Source organism: Clostridioides sp. ZZV14-6150 (assembly GCF_020657875.1).
Classification (GTDB): Bacteria; Bacillota; Clostridia; order Peptostreptococcales; family Peptostreptococcaceae; genus Clostridioides.
The window spans coordinates 1-25,112 of record NZ_JAGWDA010000020.1 but is presented as its reverse complement, the minus strand read 5'-3'; the positions used below and the strand labels follow the sequence as shown (position 1 = coordinate 25,112).

Sequence of the window (25,112 nt, the reverse complement as noted above, 5' to 3'; positions counted from 1 at the left end):
ATTAAATTAGAGGGGGAAAAATATTGAAAATACAAATGAGAAATAAAAAATTATTAAGTTTTTTAACACTTACAGCTATAGTTAGTCAGGCTTTGGCATATCCTGTATATGCACAGACTACTACAAATAATCATACAACTCAAAAAAGAAAAATAGCAAGTGAAGATATGGTTCCAAGTAATGGACTAATGGGGTATTATTTCGCAGATGAGCACTTTAAAGACCTAGAATTAATGGCTCCAATAAAAAATGGTAATTTAAAGTTTGAAGAAAAGAAAGTAGACAAGCTTTTGGATAAAGACAAATCAGATGTAAAATCTGTACGTTGGTTAGGAAGAATAATTCCTTCAGAAGATGGTGAATATACATTATCAACTAACAGAGATGATGTGTTAATGCAAGTAAATGCAAAAGGTGATGTGGCAAGTAAACTTAAAGTCAACATGAAAAAAGGTCAAGAATACAAAGTTAGAATAGAATTACAAGATAAAAATTTAGGTTCAATAGACAACTTATCATCACCTAAACTTTATTGGGAATCAAATGGTAACAAAGTAGTTATACCAGAAGAAAATTTATTCTTGAGAGATTACTCTAAAATAGAAAAAAATGATCCATTTATCCCAAATAATAATTTCTTTGACCCAAATCTAATGTCTGATTGGGAAGATGAGGACTTAGATACAGATAACGATAATATACCAGATGCATATGAGAGAAATGGATATACTATTAAAGATTTAATTGCAGTAAAATGGGAAGACAGTTTTGCAGAGCAAGGATATAAAAAATATGTCTCAAACTATTTGGAACCAAATACTGCTGGAGACCCATATACAGATTATGAAAAAGCCTCTGGTACATTTGATAGAGCTATAAGTAAAGAAGCAAGAGACCCATTAGTTGCGGCATATCCAATTGTAGGTGTAGGTATGGAAAAATTAATATTATCTACAAATGATCATGTTTCTACAGATCAAGGAAAATCAGTTTCTAGATCTACTACAAACAGTAAAACTGATGCAAATACAGTTGGTATGTCTGTCACTGCTGGATATCAAAATGGATTTACAGGTAGTGTAACAGCAAATTATTCTCATACAACAGACAATTCAACTGCTGTACAGGATAGTAATGGTGAATCTTGGAATACTGGATTACAAATAAGTAAAAGTGAGTCAGCGTATATAAATGCAAATGTTAGATATTATAATACAGGTACTGCACCTATGTATAAAGTTACACCAACAACAAACTTAGTATTGGATGGAGATACATTATCAACTATTAAAGCACAAGAAAATCAAATTGGTAATAACTTATCTCCTGGAGATACTTATCCTAAAAAAGGTGTATCTCCTCTAGCACTTAATACAATGGATCAATTTAGTTCTAAATTAATACCATTAAATTATGAACAGATGAAAAAATTAGATGCTGGGAAAAATATTAAATTGGAAACAACACAAGTTAGTGGAAATTTTGGTACAAAGAATAGTCATGGACAAATTGTAACAGAAGGAAACAACTGGTCAGATTATATAAGTCAAGTTGATAGTATTTCTGCATCTCTTATACTAGATACAGGAGATGGAACTTATGAAAGACGTGTGGCTGCTAAAGATTCATATGACCCCGAAGATAAAACTCCACAATTAACAATTGGAGAGGCAATTGAAAAAGCTTTTGGTGCTACTAAAAAAGATGGCTTATTGTATTTTAAAGGAACACCAATAGATGAAAGCTGTATTGAACTTGTATTTGATGATTATACAGCTGACACAATTAAAGAGAGATTAAAAACTCTAGATGATAAAAAAATATACAATATTAAACTTGAAAGAGGCATGAATATACTTATAAAGACACCTTCATATTTTAATGATTTTGATGGTTATAATACTTATCCTAGTGCATGGAGTAATGTTAATAATACAAATCAAGATGGTTTACAAGGTGCAGCTAATAAATTAAATGGACAAACAAAGATTACAATACCTATGTCTAAATTAAAGCCTTATAAACGTTATGTTTTTAGTGGATACTCAAAAGACCCTTCAGCCTCTAATTCAATAAGTGTAAATGTAAAAGCGAAGGAACAAAAGACAGATTATTTAGTACCAGAAAAAAATTACACAAAATTTAGTTATGAATTTGAAACAACTGGAAAAGATTCTTCTGATGTAGAAATAACATTAAATGGTAGTGGCACAACATTCTTAGATAATTTATCTATTACAGAATTAAATAGTACACCTGAAATACTTAAAGAACAAGAAGTTAAAGTTCCAACTGATCAAGAAATAATAGACGCACATAAAACATATTATGCAGATTTTGAGTGGAATACGAGTACTGGACAATCTTATTATAATGGATACTATTTCAAGCTTACTGATACTAATAAAGATGTACTTAATTATATTAATAAATATCATGTATATGCAACTCTTGAAAATGGAGTATATAAAGATATTGGTACTAGAGATAAAGAACTTCGTAATTATGGAGGAGATAAAAATCAGCCTAAAACTAACTATGTGAACTTTAAAACTTATGATACAGATTTGGCAAAAATATTAACATATCAACCAATGAAGATATATGCTGTAACTCCTGATAATAGAGAAATATTAGTTTATGAATATCATAAGTAAATAATTTTATTTAGAATGTCTATAGATTTGTGTAAATAAGATTTTTTATAATTTATATTACTGGAAATTAAAATTTCCAGTAATATTTTTTTATTTTTGAGAAATACTAAATTGGAATTCTTTACACAATTATTATGTATCTAATTTAGTTATTTATACACTAAATTAGACATAATTTTAAAAAAATTCATATTGTATAAGAGTTAGGTATTAACTGATACAAGATAAAACAAGTTCAAACCTCTTGACACATAAATTATAAATTATGCATAAGAAAATCATATTTTTTCAACGATTTTCTTATGGCATTTTATTAATTCTTAAAGAAGATTTTTTATCTTTTCTATAATCTCTATTCTCATCTGTTTACACTTACTTGTTGAAAATCCAATCATTCTACCAACATATTCCCAAGATGTCCTATTATTTGAAAAATACTTATATTGGACTATTTTCTTTTCTTCTTCACTTAATATTTTCATTGCATTATCTATTTTTTCAACTAACAATTCCTTATGTCTTTTCTCTTTTTCTTTTAATAACATTTTCCTTTCTTTCTCTTCAACTTCTATCTCAACTATACTTTTAGTGTTATATATTCTACTTGATTTCTCTCTAACCTCAATACCACTGCATCCTCTATAGTCATTCTTTATTATTTCTATATCAATACATATTTTCTCTATTTCTGCTTTTGCTTTTTTATAACTATATAATTTACCTTCAGCACTACTGAATAAAGTATCTTTTTTATTGGCCAATGTTACTTCACACTCCCATTTATGTTATAATGATTTTGTGATGACAGTTTTAGAGTTTTGACAAATGGGAGCGTGAAGTAATGCTCCTCTTTCTTTTTTGAATTTTACTTATTACCAAAGCCTATTTTCTTAAAAAATCTTCAATTTTACTTTCATTTTTTTCTATATCCTTTAGCATTTGTTCTTCTTCTCTTTTCTTGATAATAATTATTTCTTTACTATCTTTACATACATTTATAGTTTCTTTATGTATTTCTTCTTGCATAATTTTTCTATATACATCAATTCCACTACTACCAACATTTAGATTAATTAACTCATCTATTGTACTTTCCATGCTTTCCTTCAAATTCTTTATATTTTCACTATGTTCAATAAGGCTTTTCATATTTTCTTCCATCTTAAATTCCTCCTTTAATTTTTCTTACATTCAAAGTCTTGATACATACAACCACAGTCTTTGCATTGCCAAACTATTCCTATGGTTGTTTTAAGTTTAAATACACTTCCACCGCATACTGGACATTCATTTTCCCTACCACCAATTACTTTTACTTTTTTCAAGAGATTTCCCCCTAAACTGTTTTTCTAGTTATTCTAATGATTCTATTATCAGTTACTATTCTAGTTGAAATCTCAATATCATAATTCTCTTTCAAGTCTAAAAGATGCTCATAAAAATGTTCTGCATTATCCATAGTTGAAAATGCTATTTCACACTGTTTACCTCTAACCTTAGTACCTTTTGTTCTGAATTTTACTATGTATTCTTTTTCTCTATTAACCATTTTTCAATTCTCCTCTTTAAGATATATATTCTTCTCTTTTTTCCATTTCTTTTACAACTTCTGTTGCTTTCAACAATGAATCATATCTACTCATTGATGTACATTCAGATTTTATTTCTGATGCTATTTTATTAATGAATTCTGTTTTTTCTAATATGTTCATATGTGATATTTTCTTCATGAACTATACCCCTTTTTGTATATCTTTTTTTAATTGCTCATATATCTTTTGACATTCACTTTCTATTTCTTTAGTCTTTTCTACTGTTTTAATTGCATCATTAAAAGCTCTATTTATTTTGACTGCAATATCTAATGATGAATTAGTACTTTTGTATAAACTGTTTTTAAAGTTATCAATCTCTTTTATATCTTGCTCTATTAACTTAATACTTTTTCTTAATCTAATGTTGTTTCTAATGCTGAAAACTGCATCAAAGCATAATATTAAAATTACAATATTAAATAACATATACTCTCCTTTATCAATGTATTTTTAATTCCAAAACGGTGCTTCTTCTCCATTCAGTTCAAAGATTACAGCATTAACTATCCTGAATTTTTTTAGTTCATTTTTTCTTTCAAGATGTTTTATCCACTCATAAAATTTACTTCTATACTCAAGCGTATACACATAATCAGGAAAATTATCGTATTTATCTAGCAAACTATCAAACTTTGCTAGCGCTTGTGTGATACTAATTCTGTTCATTTTTCTCACCTGCTTCTCTCATTTTAAGCAATTCTTTTTTTAACTGAACAACCTCATTTTTCATGACATTAATTAAAATCTCAATTTCTTCATCCAACCACTGTTTCATATATTTATTTACAAATGTAACATCTATTTTGCTTCCGTTTTTTCTTATAATTTTTACTTTTATTTCTTTACAGTTTTTTATTTCTCTTAAGTATTTGTTTATATCTTTTTCATATTCTTTAGTTTTTTCTATCGCCTCATCTACAGGAATGATAGCTATTTTTTGTTCTTTTGACATATTTTCTAATTTCATTTTTGTACCTCTTTCTATTAAAAGTTATTTTTTCTACGAGGAAATTAATTAATAAACTTTGGCTATAATTTAATAACACTTTTAAAACTTTTTATAAATTTATATAGCCTTTTTATCCTTGCACTACTTTTAAGTTTTTTTGCTAGCATATCTAAATCTGTGTGTACACTGTTAGGAAATTAATTTATATAAGCCTTGCAAATACTATATTTTTAGACTTTTTTTAGTATTGAAATTCAATACTTTTTCAAAATCCGATTTTCAATATTGAAAAATGATTTTTTTCAATATTGAATTTTTATATTCTTCAATATTGAATTTTGTTCAAATTTATTACTTTATAAAATTTCCTATTTTCTACACTTATTTTTCAAACTTTACTTTTTGACTCTTCTTAATAATTTCATCTAACTCTTTATTACTATATTGAGTAAATGTCTGTTCAAAATTAGCAAATCTATTTTTACTCACTTCTTTATCTCTTTTAACCTTCTCATTTCCATTTTTATCCATTTTAGTTTGCTCATTTAAGTAAGATTCAAACTTGTTGCCAAATAACGTCTCAGGACGTAAATAGACGCTCATTTTAGCATCTTCTAACCATGCATGCACTTTGTTATCTATTACTTTGTAAAAATCTTCTTCAACGAATCCTTCTGTGAGTCTCGAGTTAATTAAGGATATAGTTTTTTTGGTTGTACTCTTAAAAGATTTATCTGCTTTTTTATTTAAGTAATCAATAATTCTTTTATGTATCTCTTTATCATTTCCCTTTTCTTCTTGCTCTGTAGGACTATATATATTACTTTTTATATAAGTCTTTTTAATATAAGTCTTTTTACTAGTCACATCATGACCCAGGGGTGGGTTACCACGTGACCTAGGGTAGGTCACATCATGACCTAGGGGTGGGTTACCACGTAACTTGCATTCTTTTGAAGTTAATACGAAATAGATATTGCTATCTTTTTCCTTTGAATTTAATTTACTCCTATTTTCTTTTTTTATAAGTTGTTTATCTTCTAAGTTTTTTATAACTTTCTTAACTTGACTTTCACTGCATCCGCATTTTTTAGAAATAGTTTTGTGGCTAGGAAAACAAAAACTTTCTTCGTTGGAATATCTAGCTAATATTATATAAATCATTTTTTCGTAAACACTTAGATCCTCCCTATCAACTAATGCATTCTCCAGCCAAAACCATTCTTTCTTTCTTGCATCTTTCAAAAGCTCCATTTCATCTCCTCACTTCTAATAAAAATTTTTCAGTGTAATGATACAAGTTCATAATCGTTATATTTTATATCTTCTAATGTCAATACTTTATTTACTATTTCTTTACATTCATTATCGTAATAAGTTAAATTTATTTCATTACCTATAATAGATGTTACTATACAATCTTTTTCAAAATTAAATCTCTTAGATTTTAGTTGTATTGATTCGCCTATTTTACATTTTTTAAAATTCAAATTTTATGCCCCCTTTTCATCATTTAAACTTTTAGTTTTAGATATTTTTGCTATTTCCTTTTTGAGAATTTCAAAGCCTGCATCAATTCTTCCATTTATATATCCAAATTCTCGAGGCTCTACTTCTTGTATACATTCAAGCTTTAAAAATAATTCTTTCATTCTTTCTTGATTCATACCAATGCCCCCCTTTCTATATTTTTATTTTAATACGCATTGCATAGTTTGTCAACACGCTTTGCGCCTTAATTTTGTATTGCGTAGTTTGGTGTCTTTCAATCGTTGCTTTGCGTAATTTTATATGCTATAATTGTACTGGCAGGGAGGTGATTTCATGAAAGAACAAAATTTAGGAAATGAAGAAATACAACAAAGATTAAAAGATATAAGAATAGCCAAGAAGTTAACACAAAAGAATTTTGGTAAAAGATTAGGATTATCACTTTCTCAAATCTCTTCATATGAAACGGGACATAGGAAAATTACGCAAAGAACTATAAATGATATTTGTAGAGAATTTGATGTAAATGAAAAATGGCTCCTAGAAGGCAAGGGAAATATGTTTATAGATCTTACAGAAGATTTAGAAACAAGTGAAGAAATAAAAGTAATGCTAAGAAAGATGCTTGCACTACAAGAGGAAGATAGGGAAGCAATAGAAAAAATAATTGATAATGCTTATTTAAAAATTCAAAATGAAAAATTATAAGAAAAGAGCTTATGTCTCTTTTCTTATAATTTTTCCTATAAACTCTATTTTTTCATCTAGCCTACCTTCTATGTACCCAAACAGTTTAGGATTTTCTTTTAAAATTTTTTCAAGTTTTTTAACTTCCTCTTTTATATTTTTCATATTATCCCCCCTTATTTTCAAAATATTCTGATTTATTCCTCTAAAACTTCGCTATTTCTGAAAAATAACAGACTACTCCTTTCTTCAATATTTAAACTAATATAATTCATATTTTTTTGATTTATGTCATGTCATAAAATAAGTTTAAAATCAAATTGTTATTATTTTAAAAGTATTTTATGTACATAGTTTTGTATGTATTATTTCGATATATATCTCTTTTATACTACAAGTATAGTACCCATTTTAACAATAATCAACTTCCAATTTTTACCATATAAAATTATTATCTTAAATTTGTAAATAAAAAACAGAGCAATTAAAAATTACTCTGCTTGCCACTTAGTTAATATAAAACAGAAAAAACCACTTTGAAAATATTACGTGATGAACTATTTACATACCACTTAGTTAATATAAAACTCCGAAATAAATTGGGCATTTTCAATACTTTAAGATATAGAAAATATTAAAATTTGCAGTGAGCGCAAGGTAGTGTTTTTTGATATTTTCCAAAAGCGCCTTGTAACTCAGTATTTACAAGCATTACAGTGTTTATTTTTAAAATATTGCACACTGCATATTTATATATTTATTATAACATAATTTATCTAATAAAAATTTTCGTTTATTAAATAAACTGAGTATAGAGAACCAAAATTATTTAAATTTATATATACATTTTATAAAAGTTATTATTTAATTTATTTTATAAATTATATGTACACTTCTTTCTTAATTTATATTTCTATTTTTACTTTATATAAAAACAGAGTAGTTTAAAACCACTCTGTTTTCCACTTAGTTAATATAAAACGATAAAAGGAATTTATTGATGATAAAAAATTATATCCTCTTTACATACCACTTAGTTAATATAAAAGTTTTTATAACACTCTGAAGTTGTTCTCCATCACAATTCTTTACATACCACTTAGTTAATATAAAAGGCCAAAATAAATTGAGCATTTTCAATACTTTAAGATATAGAAAATATATAAATTTGCAGTGAGCCACAAGTAGTGCTTTTTGATATTTTCCAAAAACACCTTGTAACGCAGTGTTTACAAGCATTACAGTTTTTATTTTCAAAATATCGAACACTGCATATTTATACATTTATTATAACATAATTTATCTAATAAGAATCTCAGTTTGATAATTAAATTAGATATAGAAAACAACTTTTTAAAACATTATCAATAATTTTATTTATAAGTTATTTTATAACGTATATATACACTTTAGCTATAATGCATTTTTAAATTTTAATTGCAAAAACAGAGTAGTTTTAACTACTCTGTTTTCTACTTATAAAATATATACAATCAAAAAAATGATTTTAGTCTACTTATTAGATATTCTTCACTTTCAATGCTTAAAGCTTTTAGATATATACAATAAGAGTTTTCGTTAGTAAAAATTTCGATAATATTATCTTGTTTATTTACACTTACTATATCTTTAAGGTTGATATGATTTTTAGTATTTTTACCTCTGAAAATATACCTGTTATCAATTAAAATATCATCATCAGTAATTGAAATATAAAGTTTATTTTTATACTTTATTAAAAATTTATATGTTTGTTCAAGATAAAAACCTGCAAGTAATAAGAATAAAAAAGTTACCTTGAATGCACATATTATCGAAAATATTATTACAAGAATACTTGTAATATATATTTGTTTAAAATAACCTCTATCGTAATAATTTATCAGCATTGAAAATCACTCCTATTATTATCTTATTTACATTTCACTTAGTTAATATAAAATCCCAAATCAGAATCTGTATTTTCAACCATTTTAACTATTTTTTAATGTTGCACATTACATATTATACATTCATTATAGCATATTTTTGCCAAGTTTTCTTTTCAAAATTATTGACAACAAAACTTGGCATGATATAATAAAGATACCAAGTAAACTTTGCATTCAAAACGGAGGTGCTTTATATGGATAAAGATGAAATTCTAAAAAAAAGCCGTCAATCAAATAATGATGAATGGCTCGAATATATTGAAAATAAATGGCGAAAAATAGGTTATTCAATTTTCGCTGGTGTATCTTTTTTCATCTTAATATTTGGCTTTTTCACTGGCCAAGAAAATGATGCAGTATTTGCTTTAGTTTGGACATTTGGGGCTGCTGAAAATACTGTAAAATACCAATTTACACGTGATAAAGGGAACTTAATTTTGGCTGTTGCTTCTTCGATTTTAACAATTCTTTCATTAATTAATTTTGTTTCAGCATCATTGAGGTAAATATATGAATGATGAACTAATCTTAAAAAATCACTTAAAAGCAGCAAGAGCAGAGAAAAAGTTATCACAAACTCAATTAGCTGAAATAGTTGGGGTATCAAGAAATACCATAAGTTCAATAGAGACAGGTCAGTTTAATCCGACTGCAAAATTAGCACTTATTTTGTGTATTGCTCTAGATAAAAAGTTTGAAGATTTATTCTATTTTTAATGAATATAAAACTCCTATATAATCTTCTAAATTATATAGGAGTTTTATGTTGCTCTGTTTTAAGCCATAAAGTTTTAAACTTGTGTCTACATTTTCATTAAACTTATTATATAAGTTATTTTATAAATTTTATATATCCTTTTTATTTAATTTATATTTCAGGTAAAAACTAGAGTAGTTTGAAACTCCTTCGTTTTACACTTAGCTAATATAAAAATATTATAATATGATTTAAAATACTATACATTAAGCCTTCATACCTCTATTATATAAAAAGCTATGAAGAATAGATCTTGATTTCTATAGTTCATAGCTTTTAATTATTTCTACTTAAGTAGAGAAATGTAAAACATTTTTACTCTAATTATATTTTCATTCCTCTAGAAACCAGTTATCTCTGATAATTCATAAGAGGCAATTTCTCCATCTGTATTCATTCCCATAGCTTTAAATTTCCAAGTACCATCTTTTTTAAGGTCACTTATATTATCCATTGCAGTTCCTAATTGATTTCCATCTTTATCAAATAAAGTAAATGTTACTTGTGCATACGAAACATCTTCTCCGCTATTGTTTTTGATAACACCTTTTATATATGTTGCCATACTATCAGTTTCTGATGTTATATCACCAACTATTTCATATTTTTCTTTTTTAGGTTCAGCCGGTTTATCTACACTAGCTGTTTGATTTGTTCCATCATCATTACCTTTAGCAGTATCATCATTTCCACCACTTCCGCTAGTTCCAATAGCATATAATAAAACAAATACTACTATAACTATAAACCAACCTCTTTTGTAGAATGGTTTTTTGTTTTTAGCCCCACAGTTAGGACATGATTTAGCATTAGATGCTATTTCCTTTGAACATGATTTACATTGAATCATTTTTGACATTTTGAATCCCCCTCTGATTAATTTATGATAACCTCAATCATATTATAGTATATATGTAATGTCTAAAACTGTAATATCATGCTATTAAAGAAATTTTATTAGGTATGTCCCATATATTTTGTTATATTTAATAGATGCTTGTCCTTAATTGCCTAGCTTTTATACCATTCTTTTTTAAGCTTTATTATTTAAAAATCTTTATTATTTTTTTTTAATTGTCTGTATTAACATTTATTTAAATTATCTTTTTAAATCATATCTTATTTGCATAAAATTGGAAATTTTATAAATACTTATTTAGACATCTTTCGCGCTCACATAATTTTTAATGAAAAACATATAAAATCATTAGACATGTATATTCATCATCACTTACATCATACTTAAGTACTATAAAACTATATTTTTAACATTTAGTTTTAAAAATATAAATTTTTTAAAATTTCTGTCCAGAAATCTATTTTATGTACGTTGTAATATATGTAAAGGTTAATTTTAAAACCTTAAATTTTTTATAGTTAGGAGGATTTACATGAAGAATAAAAGAAATAGTCATCTTTTATCAATAATAAATGCAATGGAAAAAACATAATCAGATAATAATAAAAAATTTGATGATTATATTTAAAATGTAAACATAATACAGGAGGGAAAACAAATGAATAAAATATTAAATTTAATTAATGAAATGTTTAAATCAACAATTACTACAATCTCTAATAAACACAAAGTAATAAAACAGTGTATTGCAACATCTCTTTGTCTTGCTATGATAGTTACAGTAATTCCTAGTAAAGTTTTTGCTGGTGAAAATGAAAGTAATCTGTATTCACAAAACGCAACAGAAAATATAAATATTGAAGGTATAAATTATACATACAAATATTATTATGATAGTAAGGGTCAAAGAAGTATTTTAATTACAGACACAACTAATTCTGTGTCAAACATATTGACATACAATGAGAAAAATTCAACTTTTTATTTAGATAATGAAAAATTAGGTGAAGTTAAAACAGTTTCTGAAAATGATCCTCAACTTGATAATTCTAATATTTTATCAAAACTTAATTGGAAACTTCAAGGCACTTATCATAATAAAATTTCTTGGTCAAAAGGAACAACAGTTGCTGTTGTAGCTGGTGCAATAGCAGTATATCTAGCTACTCTAGGTGCAGCTGGTGTCATAGCAGCTATGGGTTCAGGTGCTTTAAGTGTATTAGCAAGTAATGCTATTGGAGGAACATTGCATAGAACACTTTATCGTGCAACAACAGGATCAAAACAAAATTATAAATATAATTGGTCTTTTGTATCAAGTACTAATCAAAGATTTGGAACATACACTTACCAATATACTGTGTAATAAGCATTATTTAAAGAAAAAAATGGCACTTTTATTAAGGTTGTAAAAATATGTTACTTAAGAAACAGTTAAAAGCTGATTCTCAATATTGTATGGGAATCAGCCTTTTTAAACCCCTCTTTTAAGTGTCCTAAAAAAATTATAGAACATAGCCCTAAACTTTTTTTATCAAATAAATTTTGTGTCTGAGATAGTAAAATTTTAGTTAAAATCAAATATATAAGATTAGGGTATAGGAGATGATATTTATGAAAAAGAATACATTAAAAATTGTAAATGGATGTATGTATATAGTGGCAATTATTCTTTTGCTTTTAATCTGGCTTGTAGGAATAAAAAATATTTCCATACAACCGATTTTAACAACTTTAGTTAAAGTATATATTTGTTTTGCATTTGTAATTATAGCTATTAACTTACTAAAATACTTTCAGAAAAAATAACTAAATTTATGTATACTAGTTTTTAAATTTAGTCATTTTTTATATAAAATAAATGCCCTATAATCTGAATAAATAGATTTTAAGGGCATTTATTTTATATATTTAATTTATTAGAGATTAAAATAACTTATTAACATTAATAAATTATCTTTAAATTTTATAAATAAATTTATATATAAGTTATTTTATAAAATTTAAAGACTTATTTTTAAACTTGAATTTACTTTGTATAAAAGCCATAAAAAAAACTAAAATAACCAAGATAATCTGAATTATATATGTTTTAATTAATGCCCAAAAAAAACCATCCATTACTTTTCCTCCCTTTTTAAGTTCCTCTTAGATAAGATATTGTTATATATTTTATGATTTTTCAATAACACATCTTTTTTTAAATTATTAACCTTTCATTAACAAGATTGAGTTGTCTAATTAGATATAACTCTATTATTATCCAATATATAATGTATTGCATTTTATTGCCATTTTAAGGTAGTTTGTCCTTATCATAAAGTAAATTATTGTATTTATTATTTAAAAACGTTACAGACGTTTTTAAACTCTTTAAAAAGCCCTTTTAAATTTATTCGAGAGATGCATCTTTTATCTAAAATGTTTCTATAAGTAATAAGAATTTAGATATTATTTATATAACTTGATAATTTATAAAAGAAAGGTATTTATATTTTTTATAAGCAGCACAGAATAGAAAAGTATTCACGTTTTCCCTTTTACTATTCTATTCTATTTTAAAAACATTTTATTTATTTTATATTTTATTATTTTAGGCGATTTGGACGCATTGAAATTACTTATGTACAGAGGTCGAACGACGAGTATTTGGGAATTTACGACGAGTATTTGGGAGTTTAACGACGAGTGTTTGGGAATTTACGACGAGTATTTGGGAATTTAACGACGAGTGTTTGGGAATTTAACGACGAGTGTTTGGGAATTTAACAACGAGCATTTGGGAGTTTTTAATGACGAGTGTTTGGGAATTTATTAATTTGAGATAAAAGCATAAAAAATAAAATCTTTGTAGATATAAAAAATAAAAAGTCTTATAAAACCTTTAAATTTCAATATTTTGGTATATTTTAAGATAAACTTTTAATAATTAATTTCAAATAAATTATTTCAAAAAATGAAGAAACGAGCATTTGGGAAAATAAAAACGAAAAATAATATATTTTTCGTGAAAAATAGGTTAATATATAGCTGTAACTAAAAATGTATTATTGTTTTATTAGAAACTAAAGAAGGAGGCATGTATTAAGATATATGGGTAATGTAAAAAGAGTTATTTATAATAAATATGATAAAAAAGAAATATTTAAAGACTACAATAGTCTTGTAAAACACAATAATCTTATACAAGGAAAATATACTCTTTCTGCTTCTGAACAGAAATTTGTTTATAAGCTTTTTGAAATAATTCAAAAGAGGAATTATTCTTCAAGAGAGATCTCTTTCAAATTCGATACTATATACAAAGACTATAGTGGAATAGTAGATAAGAATATAACTAAACAGGAGTTTAAAAATCTAATTGAAGGAATCCAAAACAATCAACCTCGTGTAATTATAGGAGATCAGTTTATAAGAACTCAATGGTACGCTATAAAAGGGGATTTGGATTATAACGAAATAACTCTAATAATAGACGAGCATATATTTAAATACATACAAGCAATAGAGGAAAATTTTACTAAATTAGATTTTGCAAGTATTTATTCTTTTACAACTTTTTTTGCTATGCGAATTTATGAGTTATTAAAACAATGGAGTGGGACAAGGCAAGGAATAGTTTTTAAATTAGATTACTTTAAAGAACTTCTAGAAATACAAGATAAATACAAAAGATATTATGATCTTGATAAATATGTATTAAAAAAGAGTACAGAACAGATTAATGAGAAGTCAGATATATTTGTTGAATATAAACCAATAAGAAAAGGTAGAAGTGTTGAATCAATAGAATTTTCCATAAGAGAGAAAAAGGAAAATATAGAAACATCATATGAAAATAAAGAAGATGTTATTGAAAAAAGGCTTGAAAATAAAAATATAAACTTAAATAAAAAAGAGTTTTTTATACCAGAAGAAATCTCTCTGAGTGATAAACTGAAAAATCTATTTAAGATAGAATTTGGAGAATACAATTTTAGTGAACCAAAATATTATAAACTATTATTAGAAGCAGAAGAAATTGCTTTAAAAAAGGACAACTCTTCTAAAATAGTTGCAACAAATTATGAATTATTTTCTTCGATTTTAAGAAATAAAATATCTTACTTAAAAGCAAAAGAAAATGCAATTGAAGTAGAACTTATAGAAATGAGTTTAACCGAGGAACAGTTAGAAGAAATGCAAATACTTGATATGAATCCTGTTACTTTTCTTGAAAGAATAATTAAACCTGATGAGAAAAAATACAAGGCATTCAAAGTAGTCTATGATAAATGTGAAAAAGAAAAAGATAGAATAACTTTTTAAACAAGTTATATTTTAATTTATTAATTAAATTATATAATAAATTAAAATAAAATTGATATATAACTTATTAATCATTATTAAAATGAAGTTAGTTAGGTACCAAATTATGGTATAATAAATTTTAGCAGAATAAAATATATAATCTATAGAGTGGAGTTCATACGAACGAAAGATATAGCCTCCAGAAGAAAGGAGGTGTTGGTATGAATGAATTTTTACTTAATGTAATTGCTGGCATTATTGCTAGTTGGATATTTTACTTAATTAGTAAAATATTTGCGAAAGTAAAAAGCCACTCTGTGCGAAAGAGTGGCTGGGAATTTGATTTAAAAATCAAATTCCGCAAAAAATAGTTTTAATTTTAAAATTATGAACTCCACTTTACTGCTAAATAGATTGTAGTTCTTCTTGCTTTTATTATATCACAAAATTAATAAGAAGATACAATTTTACATAATTTTAAAATTCACATAAAAAAATCAAGATTACTTATAATAATTGTAACTTTAATATAATATAAATTGTAATAGAGTTCGTTTTTGTATCTAACAAAAAACAAGAGGTATTAACCTCTTATTTTTTTATGATTTTTTTTATAATACATTATAATCATCACTATATATAAAGTTAAAAGTGTTCCAAACATAAATATCTCTAATTGAAGTTGACCATAAACAATACTGAATAAATTATGTGAAATCATTAATAAAACTTGTGGGATTTGTATGATTATTATCAAAAACATGCCTATAATCAAAGATATTATATGAAAACTCTCTTTTTTTATAAAAAACTTATATATAAATAATGCAAATATTAAAAAATAAACTAATATAAAAACCATAACTTGAAGTTTATTAATATTAAATCTTATTATCTGCTCATGTAATAATGAGTTAAAAAACATAGATATTAATATTATAATTGGATAAATAATAAGAAACATATCATTGAATATATTTTTTTTATTCATAATCATCAACAACCTTCAAAATTTTAATAATATGTTTAAAATAACTTTTTTATTGGAAAATACCCCTTTTTTAAATTATATCATAGACTTCATTGTAATAAAATAAAAAAGTGAAAATATTTAGAATATTAAGAAAAATATTAGAAATAAGTCATTTTAATGATATAATACAAGTAATTATTTAAAGGAGGGATTGATATGGTAAAAAAACTTTTTTTAGGTATTTTTATAGTTTTTGCAATCTCTATATTTTTTATATTTAGTAAAACAGATGATGAAAATATTTTTATTGGAGAGTCTGAACATTGGACAGCTAAGTTTGTGACTACTGAAGAACGATCAGAATTAGAAATAAAATATAAAGATAGTAAAAAAGTATTTGACCAAAAATTCGATTGTTCATATGAGTTTATAGATGGTAAAGATGCAGTTGTAATTGTAAATGGAGAAGTTTTAGAAGCAGGCCGAGAAAAGACAATAAAAATACAAAGATCAGGTCTTTATTCAAATAGAGAATCTAGTTATAAAGTAATTATATCTTGGAATGGAAATGAAGAAACTATAAATTTAAAGAAAAAATAGTAATTGGATGCGATGAAAAAAGATATTATAAATTTGAAAATGATTTATAATTAAAATTATTTTTAAATTAGTATAAAAATAGAATATAACTTATTATATAAGTTATATTCTATTTTTGTATGAAGTCAACTAAAAACTGAACTATATTAGAATTAATTTTATAGATAAGATAAAAAATACAATCTATAAAAGTGAAATTCATGCATGAAAGATTATTGTTAAAATTAGCAAAAATCAATTTGAAAAGGATTAATTATGCCTAGAAGATATTTTCTTTTTAACTAAGAAACTTCCAATACCCAACATATTATAAACTATTAATAAATCTATACAATTTCCCATGTTATACATTAAATTTACAGGTACTATAAATGCTATAGATGATAAAATGAATCCTAGAAGCAATTCCTTTTTGAAATCTGAATACATTATCCCTTGTATAACAAAGATGATTGGAAACAGTAAAAATAATCCAAGTAATATATTTTTTTCAGCCCGACCCCATAGAGTTATTGCAAGTATTATCATGCTTGGTAATATCATAGAAAGTATTTTCTTCATAAAAGCCCCCTTTTTACTATGTATTTTCATTTATATTACTAAATATTATCTATCTTTATATATATTTATATGTATTTTATCTTTATCAAATCTATCTATAAATTCATTTTTTTCTTCGCTATATCCTATAGATACTATGGCATAAGGTACTAATTTTGCTGGTAAATCTAGAGTTTGTCTAACCTTATTTACTACTTTATTTTTAGGAAAAACACCTATCCAACAAGCAGCTAATCCTTGATTTGTAGCTTCTAACAATAAATTCTGTGTACAAGCACCTAAATCTTGCATCCATTTACCAGGCTTCAAGAATCTATCTCTATTTCCAAGTACTACTATACATAGTGGTGCGAATTCTATATGCTTTGCTCTATGCTGTGACTCTGATAGTTCTTTTAAGAGGTATTTATCATCTACTACAATAAATTCCCATGGTTGAGCGTTTTTTGATGATGGTGCTTGCATAGCTGATTTTAGTATTTCAGTTACTTTGCTTTCTTCTACTTTTTTACCTATATAGGTTCTTATTGAACGTCTATTTTTTATAACTTCCAACATATAGATTCTCCTTTAAATAAAATTATTTATATTTATATAATATCATTACTTTAAATTCAATCTATAGATTCTATAAAAAAATAAACACCTATTTTTTTATAGAATAATAGAATTTATAAAGTAATATAAAAAATAAATTATTTTATAAGTTAATATATAATTTAAAACATGTAATATTAGTTCTAAATACAGGTATAATAATACTCTATTTAAATAGAATTATATATGCATATATGTTATAATTAGACTCTAAAATATTGATTCGAGATATTTACTTTGGAGGAATTATAAATGTTAATTTATTTATCAATGCTTGAGTTTGAAGAAGATAAAATCAAGTTTGAAAAGATATATGAAAAATATAGACAGATAATGTTTTATGTGGCCAATAAAATATTAAAGGATGATCATTTAGCAGAAGATGCTGTACATAATGCTTTTCTAAGAATAATTAAAAATATAGATAAAATTGATGAAGTAGATAGTCCAAGAACGAAGGCTTTTATCGTTATAATAGTAGAAAGGATTGCTATAGACTTTTACAGAAAAAGAAAAAGGGAAAAAGTATCTGATATTGAAGAAGAGTATAAAAACAGGGCGATAAATTTTTCTATAGAAGATAAAGTATGTGAAAGTAATTTAGCTATAGCACTTGCAAAACTTAATGAAAGTTACTTTCAAGTACTTTCTTTAAAGTTCCAGTATGGTTTTTCAAATAAAGAAATAGCAAATGCATTAAATTTAGGGGAGGAGAATGTATATAAGAGGATTCAACGTGCTAGGAAAAAATTAAAAGAAATATTAGAAGAAATGGAGGTTGGAAATATTGAGTAATAAAAAAGATGATTTTGATATTACAGATGATATGCTTCAAGAAAGTATCCCAATCGCGACAAAAATTATTCTTGACAGCCTTCCTTCAGATGATGAATTAAATCATGTTTTTTCAAAAGGTTTTGAACGAAAGATGAAAAAACTTATTAAGCAGCAAAAAAGAAGTAGTCTTACAAATAAGATTATTTTTTATTCAAAACGAACAGCTATTGTATTTTTAATAGTTTTAGCTAGTTTATTTACTATTACTATGAGTAGTGAGGCATTGCGTACACGTTTATATGAATTGGTAATAAGAGTATATGAAGATTTAACTTCTTTTGTATTTTCAAATAAGGAAAATATTGAAATCAAAAACCTTAAGATTAAAGAACCAGGATACATCCCAGAAGGATTCAAAGAAGCAGATAGGGTTGATAATTTTATGATTGCATATGAAAATGAAAAAGGTATAAGAATAGAATATACAAGTACTGAAATTGATACGAATTCTATTATATTAGATACAGAAAATGCAAAAGTTAAAGATATATTTATAAATGGGTATAAGGCAAAATATATAGAAAAAGAAACTTTCTTACAAGTATTTTGGAATGACAACAACTTTATATATCTGTTAAATGTAGATTATCAAAATAATAAGGATTTAGAATTATATAAAAATATTTTATTAAAAATGGCTAAAAGCATAAAATAATTTCTTAAGTGTCCAAAAACCATCTCTTTATTCGTTATATATTTGATGTTATAAAAATTTATAAGAAAAAGAGGTGGTTTTTATAGTTTAAAAAATGGAATGTAAGTCAAATACAAATATATCTTAGCTATTATAACTAAGACAAGACAAAGCAATAAGCCTTTTATATTAGAAAAATGATTTAAAACTCAAAGAACCTATTTATTAGTAAAACCTGATCTAAATTGGGTATTTATGATTTATTAATATAATTACAAGTTTATATATGTTTATTGGGGGATAGTTACAATATATAGTATTCTAGGTATTTATAACTATTATAGCTATGAATATCTATTTTGTAATTATGATAAAAATTTAATAAAAAATTTTATATAAGTGTCCAGAAATCACTTCTTTATTCGTTATATATTAAGTAAAAAATAATAAAAAGCAAATGAAGGGGTGATTTTATGGTTTGGAAAAAAATGATTATAAGTAGTATGTGCGCTTTAATATGTTCATCAGCAATTGCAATGCCTATATTTGCCGATGAATATAAAGACAAGAATATTGAGCAATATTCAGCTGTAGACTATATAGATGATACTATGGTAAAAATGTCTTATATTAAGTCTGGTACTTGTACTTTAAATATTTCAGGAAATACAGCGAGAGTAATCTGTTCCATTAGAGGTTCATCAAATGTGAAAAGTACATCAATTATTGCTAGGTTACAGAAAAGTAATGACAATGGAAAAACATGGTCAACAATTCAAACTTGGAATGCTTCAGGAAATAGTTCATGTACTCTTTCTAAATCAAAAACTATAGGAAGAGGATACTACAGAGTTCATTCTACAATAAAAGCAAATTCTGAAAGCAAAAATATAGTAAGTAGTGAAAAAAGATATTAAAAAAATATTGCATACATAAGATGAGGTGACTATAAATAATATATCTTGAATGGCCAATTATATTAATTCAGTCTGCTAATTTTCTATTATTAATAATAATACTTATACTTGTAATTGATATTTTTAAAAAGTAATAAACTTCAGGTAATTTTACATATAACACAAATATAAAAGGAATAGATAATATCTATTCCTTTTATATTTGTGTTATCTTTGAGTAATTGAGTAAAACTTATAAATAAATTGTTTTATAAATTATATGATAAATTATTTATAAGTTTTATATAATTTTTTTACAAAAAACCCGAATGTAGGCGGAAGTGTGATATAATATCATATATCAATAGAACTCACAGGAGGATTAAAATGAAAATAGTAAGTTTATTTAATGTAAAAGGTGGGGTTGGGAAAACGACATTAGCATATCTAATGGCTCTTAATTTATCAAAAAAAGACAAAAAAATACTTATACTTGATGGAGATACCCAAGCAAACTTTACACAATTCATATATAAAATAGTACATAATAAAAAAACAATTCTAGATGCATTTAAGGATGATATAAGTGCAGAAGAATTAATAATAAAATCTCCATTAAAAGATTATCCAAATGTAAACTTAATACCAAGTGATTTATCTTTATCTGTTTTATCAGAGTATTTAACTATAAAAACTAGTAGAGAGAAAGTTGCTTTTAAGTGGTTTAAGAAAAATATTTCTACTCTTAAAAATTATGATTATATATTAATAGATTTATCTCCTTCATATGATTTGATTGCTAGAAATTTCTTATTCATTTCAGATAGTATTATTACTCCTCTTGAATTTCAAGATATAGCAAGTATAAGAGGTTGTGAACTATTTTATCAAAAATACAATGAAGATCTAGAAGATATGGGAGAAACTAATGAGGCAAAAAGAGCAGTTGTAATAAATTCTTTTACTTCAAGAAAGTTAACTTCTGGAGATATATTTATGGATTATTTAGATAGGTTTGATAGTATAAAAAAAGATTTATCAGATGTAAAAATAAGTGAAAGCACTATAGTAAAAAATTGCGTGCTAAATAAGTTAAGTATAGATGACTATTGTAGAAAGATAAAAAAGGCTCATAAAGTTAGAGAAGAATTAAATGATTTAATAGAAGAACTTACTAATAAGGGGGTATTATAATGAGTAAATTTGAATTAGAAGAGGAAGAAATATCTGTACCTAGAAAAGACTATAAAAATGAAATCAATAAAGAAATTAAAAATAAATTTAATGAACATACAGAACTTCCAGGGATAAACTTATTAGATTTAAAAGAAAATAAAAAGACTAAAAAGGGACAAGTTACATTATATATCGATGATGAGGATTTGAAAGTATTAAAGACTATAGCACACCTTAAAAAGACTACATTAAATAAAGTAATAAATGAGTTTATTAGGGCTAATGTAAGGGCAACTAAAGAGCACTTACCAGAAGAATTAAACATAGATAAGATAGCAAAAGAGTATGATAAAAGAAATAAGAATAAAGGACCTAAAAAATAAGTTGGTTTATAAAATATATATTAATGTAAATAATAACTTAAAAATAAGTTATTATTTACATTAATATAAAATGTATAATATAGCTAATAGAATACATTTTATATTAATTTGACATTATAATTTCTTTATAAATTCCAGTGCTTTATAAAGGGTATCAAATCTATCGCTTCCCTCTATCATAGTATATTTTTCTTTAGTTATATTCATTATTTTATTACATGCTTTTCCTCCTATAACATATAAATTTTCTGTTCTTCCTGGAATATAATCTTTTATATCACATATTAATATTTTTCCATTATTATATCCCCAACCAACCACAGTTGCAGGTATTTTATCAATTTCTCCATCATAAACTATTGTATGTTTATACATTTTATTTACCTCTTCGCTATCTATTTTCTTATTTAGAATACCCTCTGCTATTAATTTTGCAACTATATCTTTATGCCTAATATAATAATCTGTATCTGCTTTACTGTCTACAAAGCATACTTCTATTAATATTGCTGGTGCTTTTGTATGGCTAAGCCAATAGAGGCCTATTACATCTGATTTTGCACCTCTATTTTTAAATACAGTTGCTAATTTATCATTTACTCTATCTGCATACATTTTGCCATTACTAGTTTTATATATTGTTTCTGTACCCATTGGGTTTAGGGTTGTACTATTTGCATTGAAATGAACTTGCACTGCTAAATCTACATCTTGCTTGTTGGCTATTTGGCATTGTTCTGACAAGTAGTCATTAGAACTGTCTACTTTGTCAGTATATACAGCTACTCCTCCTCGTTTTAACCATTTAACAATTAAATCAGTTAGGATTCTATTTTCTTTTCCTTCATCTATATATCCAACTGCTCCTGTTCCTTTTCCTGTTAGGGTATGCCCTGGTACTATTGCTATTTTCATTATTTATCACCTTCTTTTTGTAGCATAACCTTTATATCTGTTACATCTTCTTTTATTTCTTCTACATCTGTTTTCATTACACCCATTTCCATAAGTAAATTTTTATTTATTTCCTGTTGTTGAGTGGATAATTCAATAAAGTTTTCTACAGTTTTTTTATACATGTCTCTATCCTCTTTTTTCTCTTGCATTGTATTTTTAAATAGTAGAGCACATAATATGCCTATTGCTCCTAGGCTACTTAATTGTGTTACTAGCTCTTCCATAATAACCTCCTTTTATATTAAAAAAGACTTAGATTCAAACTAAGTCTCTTTTATTTAATGTTTAATTGTAAAAGATTCTTTATATTTTTAAATGTAATGAATAATTAATTATATATTTATATTATCCAATAGCATAAACAGTAATAGTAGTATAATAAGTATATATAGTCTTAGTAGAAATATAAGCATGGAAAATATTTTGACCAAGGCTAATAGCTTGGTCGCTAACCAAAGAACTAAAATAAACACTAGAGTCTGAATTGTTTATATATGCATATCTCATTTCTGTTAAAGAATTATATGCACCTTCAACTTTAGCAGGTTTATAACTGTTACCTGGCAAAGTACCAGGAACACCAGTAACAAGAAAAAATTTAGGTTTAAAAGGTAAAGGAAAATACCAATGTCCTCTGCTATTACCATATCCGCCAAAATTATTAGAATCACCAGTTTCAATATATCCTGAAAATGTGTAAATTTTTAATCGACTATTTACCTCTTCTTGCAAATTACTTATAGTACCATTTAACTGGGTGATAGTATTATTTTTCTCTGTAAGTTGACTTTGCAAATCTTGCACACTAGCATCTGCTGAACTGAATGCTGTGCCTATCATCTCTCCCATTTCTATCAACGTATTATTTAATGTAGCATTTATATTTTTTAACACTAGTTTATTAATGATATGTGTTTTACTATTTATAAAGGTATTTTTCATTGTAGATACTGTACTTTCAATTTCTTGTAAGGAAGAATCATCCTGTGGTGGTTGTATCTCTTTTGATACACTTATTAACTTTTCGCTTAATCCATGCATATCTGTAGCTTTAATTTTAACTGTGTGTATTGCACTATCATTTAATGTATAATTATATGTTTTTTCTAAATACAAATCTGTGGTTATAGTTTCTTTTAATACATTATCTAAAAACACTTCTATTTTATTTAAGTTGCTATCTAAATCAGATACAATGTATTTAACTTTATTAGTGCTAATTTCATTTAATTTTATAGTAGGCAGATTATTTGTTCTAGTAAATGTGTATGTTCTTGTTATACTTATGCCATTATTGTCAGTAGCAATGATACTTATATTATTAGTAGAATCAATTGGAAGTGCTAGTATATAATCATCAGTTAGTATAAGTTCTTTTTCTCTATTTTTTTCTATATTTGTAATATTTTCTAAAATTATAGAGTTTAATTTAATAGTAACATTTACAGTATCCTGATAATCTAAATCATTAACTATATATTTTAAAGAAAATCCTCTGCTTTTATTTCCTATATCTTCGTTTATGCCACTTATAGTAGGAGGATTATTAGATTTTATGAATGTATAATTTCTATATATTGCACTTATACCATAGCCTCCGGTTACTTCTATTTTTAACTTATTATTAGAATTTAATTGCAATGCAAAAACTAGTGAATCTGGCACATTTATAGTGTACTGTGTATCCTTTACAGCTTGTTTTGTATCAAATAAAGTATCATTTAGATATGCTCTTACTGTATATGTGTAACTATCTTCATTTGTTATTGTATAATTTATATCAAACCCCTTACTTTTAGAACCTAAAGAACTGTCTACACCACTTATGCTTGGAGTTGTTGACTTATATTGACACTGTATATAGAAAGTATCAGAATCTCTAATTCCATTTATTTCTCCATTTGGAGTAAAGAAATAACCATAAGTAAGTTTATAACTATTACCTGGATATAAATCATAAACTGCCCTTTCTCCATAAATAGTTGACTTTCCATCATTTAATGAGCAACTGGTTATACGATACGAGCCATATGAATCATTTTGGTAGTCTTTTACATAATTCCAAGCATTTATAGTAGTCTTAGTAGATGGTTTTTCTACTAAAAAAAGCGATGGAACTCTTAAACCTGGATATGACATTTAATCACCTCTTTCTTAATTTATAGTTTTATTGTACATAATTTTAAAACTATAAAAATCTACAAAGTGTAGACAGTTCTTTAGGTTCTAAAAGTAAGGGGTTTGATATAAATTATACAATAACAAATGAAGATAGTTACACA

The 25,112-nt window shown here is 25.3% G+C and carries 34 protein-coding genes; 14 read left to right on the top strand and 20 right to left on the bottom strand.

The features are described 5' to 3' along the window. The first annotated feature begins 23 nt into the window (after positions 1-23). Positions 24-2,657 carry a binary toxin-like calcium binding domain-containing protein gene (locus tag KGF41_RS18090; protein ID WP_227829892.1) on the top strand — a complete coding sequence of 878 codons (2,634 nt, stop codon included), beginning with the start codon at positions 24-26 and terminating at the stop codon, positions 2,655-2,657. Positions 2,658-2,977: 320 nt separating this feature from the next. Here the strand turns inward: KGF41_RS18090 and KGF41_RS18085 are convergent, their stop codons facing one another. The 11 genes from KGF41_RS18085 to KGF41_RS18035 form a co-directional block, all read right to left on the bottom strand. Beyond that, positions 2,978-3,418 (bottom strand): RNA polymerase subunit sigma, encoded by a 441-nt coding sequence (locus KGF41_RS18085; protein ID WP_227829893.1) that lies wholly within the window; start codon positions 3,416-3,418, stop codon positions 2,978-2,980. A gap of 121 nt (positions 3,419-3,539) precedes the next feature. Further along, on the bottom strand, positions 3,540-3,818 hold the full coding sequence (locus KGF41_RS18080; RefSeq protein WP_227829894.1) for a hypothetical protein: 279 nt from the start codon (positions 3,816-3,818) through the stop codon (positions 3,540-3,542). Between the two features lie 14 nt (positions 3,819-3,832). After that, the gene (locus KGF41_RS18075; RefSeq protein WP_227829895.1) at positions 3,833-3,982 is read right to left on the bottom strand and encodes a hypothetical protein; all 150 of its coding nucleotides are present in this window, start codon (positions 3,980-3,982) and stop codon (positions 3,833-3,835) included. 11 nt (positions 3,983-3,993) lie between these two features. After that, a complete protein-coding gene (locus KGF41_RS18070) occupies positions 3,994-4,206 on the bottom strand; it encodes a hypothetical protein (RefSeq protein ID WP_227829896.1) in 213 nt (70 codons plus the stop codon). Between the two features lie 16 nt (positions 4,207-4,222). Further along, entirely contained in the window at positions 4,223-4,387 is a 165-nt protein-coding gene (locus tag KGF41_RS18065; RefSeq protein WP_227829897.1) for a hypothetical protein, read from the bottom strand. Between the two features lie 3 nt (positions 4,388-4,390). Then, positions 4,391-4,678, bottom strand: coding sequence for a hypothetical protein (locus KGF41_RS18060; RefSeq protein WP_227829898.1), 288 nt, complete (start codon positions 4,676-4,678; stop codon positions 4,391-4,393). A 24-nt stretch (positions 4,679-4,702) separates the two neighbouring features. After that, positions 4,703-4,918, bottom strand: coding sequence for a hypothetical protein (locus KGF41_RS18055; protein ID WP_227829899.1), 216 nt, complete (start codon positions 4,916-4,918; stop codon positions 4,703-4,705). Continuing rightward, positions 4,905-5,219 carry a hypothetical protein gene (locus tag KGF41_RS18050; protein ID WP_227829900.1) on the bottom strand — a complete coding sequence of 105 codons (315 nt, stop codon included), beginning with the start codon at positions 5,217-5,219 and terminating at the stop codon, positions 4,905-4,907. The genes KGF41_RS18055 and KGF41_RS18050 overlap by 14 nt, the downstream gene beginning before the upstream one ends. 363 nt (positions 5,220-5,582) lie before the next feature. Further along, on the bottom strand, positions 5,583-6,455 hold the full coding sequence (locus tag KGF41_RS18045) for a conserved phage C-terminal domain-containing protein (RefSeq protein ID WP_227829901.1): 873 nt from the start codon (positions 6,453-6,455) through the stop codon (positions 5,583-5,585). 29 nt (positions 6,456-6,484) lie between these two features. Next, positions 6,485-6,691 (bottom strand): hypothetical protein, encoded by a 207-nt coding sequence (locus KGF41_RS18040; protein WP_227829902.1) that lies wholly within the window; start codon positions 6,689-6,691, stop codon positions 6,485-6,487. A gap of 3 nt (positions 6,692-6,694) precedes the next feature. Continuing rightward, positions 6,695-6,868: a hypothetical protein gene (locus KGF41_RS18035; protein WP_227829903.1), complete on the bottom strand. Its 174-nt coding sequence runs from the start codon at positions 6,866-6,868 to the stop codon at positions 6,695-6,697. Positions 6,869-7,025: 157 nt separating this feature from the next. Between KGF41_RS18035 and KGF41_RS18030 the strand changes: the two genes are divergently transcribed. Next, on the top strand, positions 7,026-7,400 hold the full coding sequence (locus KGF41_RS18030) for a helix-turn-helix domain-containing protein (RefSeq protein ID WP_227829904.1): 375 nt from the start codon (positions 7,026-7,028) through the stop codon (positions 7,398-7,400). 9 nt (positions 7,401-7,409) lie between these two features. Here the strand turns inward: KGF41_RS18030 and KGF41_RS20975 are convergent, their stop codons facing one another. From KGF41_RS20975 to KGF41_RS18020, 3 genes are all read right to left on the bottom strand, one after another. Next, positions 7,410-7,544, bottom strand: coding sequence for a hypothetical protein (locus KGF41_RS20975; protein WP_255287871.1), 135 nt, complete (start codon positions 7,542-7,544; stop codon positions 7,410-7,412). Positions 7,545-8,390: 846 nt separating this feature from the next. Continuing rightward, positions 8,391-8,663, bottom strand: coding sequence for a hypothetical protein (locus KGF41_RS18025; RefSeq protein WP_227857033.1), 273 nt, complete (start codon positions 8,661-8,663; stop codon positions 8,391-8,393). A 209-nt stretch (positions 8,664-8,872) separates the two neighbouring features. After that, positions 8,873-9,268, bottom strand: a complete 396-nt coding sequence (locus KGF41_RS18020) for a hypothetical protein (RefSeq protein WP_227829905.1) — start codon at positions 9,266-9,268, stop codon at positions 8,873-8,875. Between the two features lie 236 nt (positions 9,269-9,504). On the opposite strand from KGF41_RS18020, the gene KGF41_RS18015 reads away from it, so the two are divergent. Both KGF41_RS18015 and KGF41_RS18010 read left to right on the top strand, forming a co-directional pair. Further along, on the top strand, positions 9,505-9,816 hold the full coding sequence (locus tag KGF41_RS18015; protein WP_169470180.1) for a DUF6442 family protein: 312 nt from the start codon (positions 9,505-9,507) through the stop codon (positions 9,814-9,816). A 4-nt stretch (positions 9,817-9,820) separates the two neighbouring features. Then, positions 9,821-10,027: a helix-turn-helix transcriptional regulator gene (locus tag KGF41_RS18010; RefSeq protein WP_227829906.1), complete on the top strand. Its 207-nt coding sequence runs from the start codon at positions 9,821-9,823 to the stop codon at positions 10,025-10,027. Positions 10,028-10,407: 380 nt separating this feature from the next. On the opposite strand, the gene KGF41_RS18005 is transcribed toward KGF41_RS18010, so the two are convergent. Then, positions 10,408-10,926 (bottom strand): FxLYD domain-containing protein, encoded by a 519-nt coding sequence (locus KGF41_RS18005; RefSeq protein ID WP_227829907.1) that lies wholly within the window; start codon positions 10,924-10,926, stop codon positions 10,408-10,410. Positions 10,927-11,584: 658 nt separating this feature from the next. On the opposite strand from KGF41_RS18005, the gene KGF41_RS18000 reads away from it, so the two are divergent. The 5 genes from KGF41_RS18000 to KGF41_RS17980 all read left to right on the top strand — a co-directional run bounded on the left by KGF41_RS18000 (position 11,585) and on the right by KGF41_RS17980 (position 16,789). Further along, entirely contained in the window at positions 11,585-12,292 is a 708-nt protein-coding gene (locus KGF41_RS18000) for a hypothetical protein (RefSeq protein WP_227829908.1), read from the top strand. 248 nt (positions 12,293-12,540) lie between these two features. Next, positions 12,541-12,735 (top strand): hypothetical protein, encoded by a 195-nt coding sequence (locus KGF41_RS17995; RefSeq protein WP_227829909.1) that lies wholly within the window; start codon positions 12,541-12,543, stop codon positions 12,733-12,735. 1,284 nt (positions 12,736-14,019) lie between these two features. Further along, the gene (locus tag KGF41_RS17990; RefSeq protein ID WP_227437176.1) at positions 14,020-15,234 is read left to right on the top strand and encodes a replication initiation protein; all 1,215 of its coding nucleotides are present in this window, start codon (positions 14,020-14,022) and stop codon (positions 15,232-15,234) included. 203 nt (positions 15,235-15,437) lie between these two features. Continuing rightward, positions 15,438-15,587 (top strand): type I toxin-antitoxin system toxin, encoded by a 150-nt coding sequence (locus KGF41_RS17985; RefSeq protein WP_227829910.1) that lies wholly within the window; start codon positions 15,438-15,440, stop codon positions 15,585-15,587. An 818-nt stretch (positions 15,588-16,405) separates the two neighbouring features. Then, positions 16,406-16,789 carry a hypothetical protein gene (locus KGF41_RS17980; protein ID WP_227829911.1) on the top strand — a complete coding sequence of 128 codons (384 nt, stop codon included), beginning with the start codon at positions 16,406-16,408 and terminating at the stop codon, positions 16,787-16,789. A 249-nt stretch (positions 16,790-17,038) separates the two neighbouring features. On the opposite strand, the gene KGF41_RS17975 is transcribed toward KGF41_RS17980, so the two are convergent. Continuing rightward, positions 17,039-17,350: a hypothetical protein gene (locus KGF41_RS17975; protein ID WP_227829912.1), complete on the bottom strand. Its 312-nt coding sequence runs from the start codon at positions 17,348-17,350 to the stop codon at positions 17,039-17,041. Between the two features lie 45 nt (positions 17,351-17,395). Beyond that, on the bottom strand, positions 17,396-17,908 hold the full coding sequence (locus KGF41_RS17970; RefSeq protein ID WP_227829913.1) for a nitroreductase family protein: 513 nt from the start codon (positions 17,906-17,908) through the stop codon (positions 17,396-17,398). A gap of 291 nt (positions 17,909-18,199) precedes the next feature. Between KGF41_RS17970 and KGF41_RS17965 the strand changes: the two genes are divergently transcribed. The 5 genes from KGF41_RS17965 to KGF41_RS17945 all read left to right on the top strand — a co-directional run bounded on the left by KGF41_RS17965 (position 18,200) and on the right by KGF41_RS17945 (position 21,873). Beyond that, positions 18,200-18,742 (top strand): RNA polymerase sigma factor, encoded by a 543-nt coding sequence (locus KGF41_RS17965; protein ID WP_227437164.1) that lies wholly within the window; start codon positions 18,200-18,202, stop codon positions 18,740-18,742. Then, positions 18,735-19,439, top strand: a complete 705-nt coding sequence (locus KGF41_RS17960) for a DUF4367 domain-containing protein (protein WP_227437162.1) — start codon at positions 18,735-18,737, stop codon at positions 19,437-19,439. The genes KGF41_RS17965 and KGF41_RS17960 overlap by 8 nt, the downstream gene beginning before the upstream one ends. Before the next feature lie 452 nt (positions 19,440-19,891). After that, positions 19,892-20,335 (top strand): hypothetical protein, encoded by a 444-nt coding sequence (locus KGF41_RS17955; RefSeq protein ID WP_227437160.1) that lies wholly within the window; start codon positions 19,892-19,894, stop codon positions 20,333-20,335. 366 nt (positions 20,336-20,701) lie between these two features. Continuing rightward, positions 20,702-21,508, top strand: coding sequence for a ParA family protein (locus KGF41_RS17950; RefSeq protein WP_227829914.1), 807 nt, complete (start codon positions 20,702-20,704; stop codon positions 21,506-21,508). After that, entirely contained in the window at positions 21,508-21,873 is a 366-nt protein-coding gene (locus KGF41_RS17945) for a hypothetical protein (protein WP_227857032.1), read from the top strand. The genes KGF41_RS17950 and KGF41_RS17945 overlap by 1 nt, the downstream gene beginning before the upstream one ends. 114 nt (positions 21,874-21,987) lie before the next feature. Here KGF41_RS17945 and KGF41_RS17940 read toward each other — a convergent pair whose 3' ends face one another. The 3 genes from KGF41_RS17940 to KGF41_RS17930 all read right to left on the bottom strand — a co-directional run bounded on the left by KGF41_RS17940 (position 21,988) and on the right by KGF41_RS17930 (position 24,969). Then, positions 21,988-22,788 (bottom strand): N-acetylmuramoyl-L-alanine amidase, encoded by an 801-nt coding sequence (locus KGF41_RS17940; RefSeq protein WP_227829916.1) that lies wholly within the window; start codon positions 22,786-22,788, stop codon positions 21,988-21,990. Beyond that, the gene (locus KGF41_RS17935; RefSeq protein ID WP_021382756.1) at positions 22,788-23,054 is read right to left on the bottom strand and encodes a hypothetical protein; all 267 of its coding nucleotides are present in this window, start codon (positions 23,052-23,054) and stop codon (positions 22,788-22,790) included. The genes KGF41_RS17940 and KGF41_RS17935 overlap by 1 nt, the downstream gene beginning before the upstream one ends. Positions 23,055-23,175: 121 nt before the next feature. Next, on the bottom strand, positions 23,176-24,969 hold the full coding sequence (locus KGF41_RS17930) for a hypothetical protein (protein ID WP_227829917.1): 1,794 nt from the start codon (positions 24,967-24,969) through the stop codon (positions 23,176-23,178). Positions 24,970-25,112 lie beyond the last annotated feature (143 nt).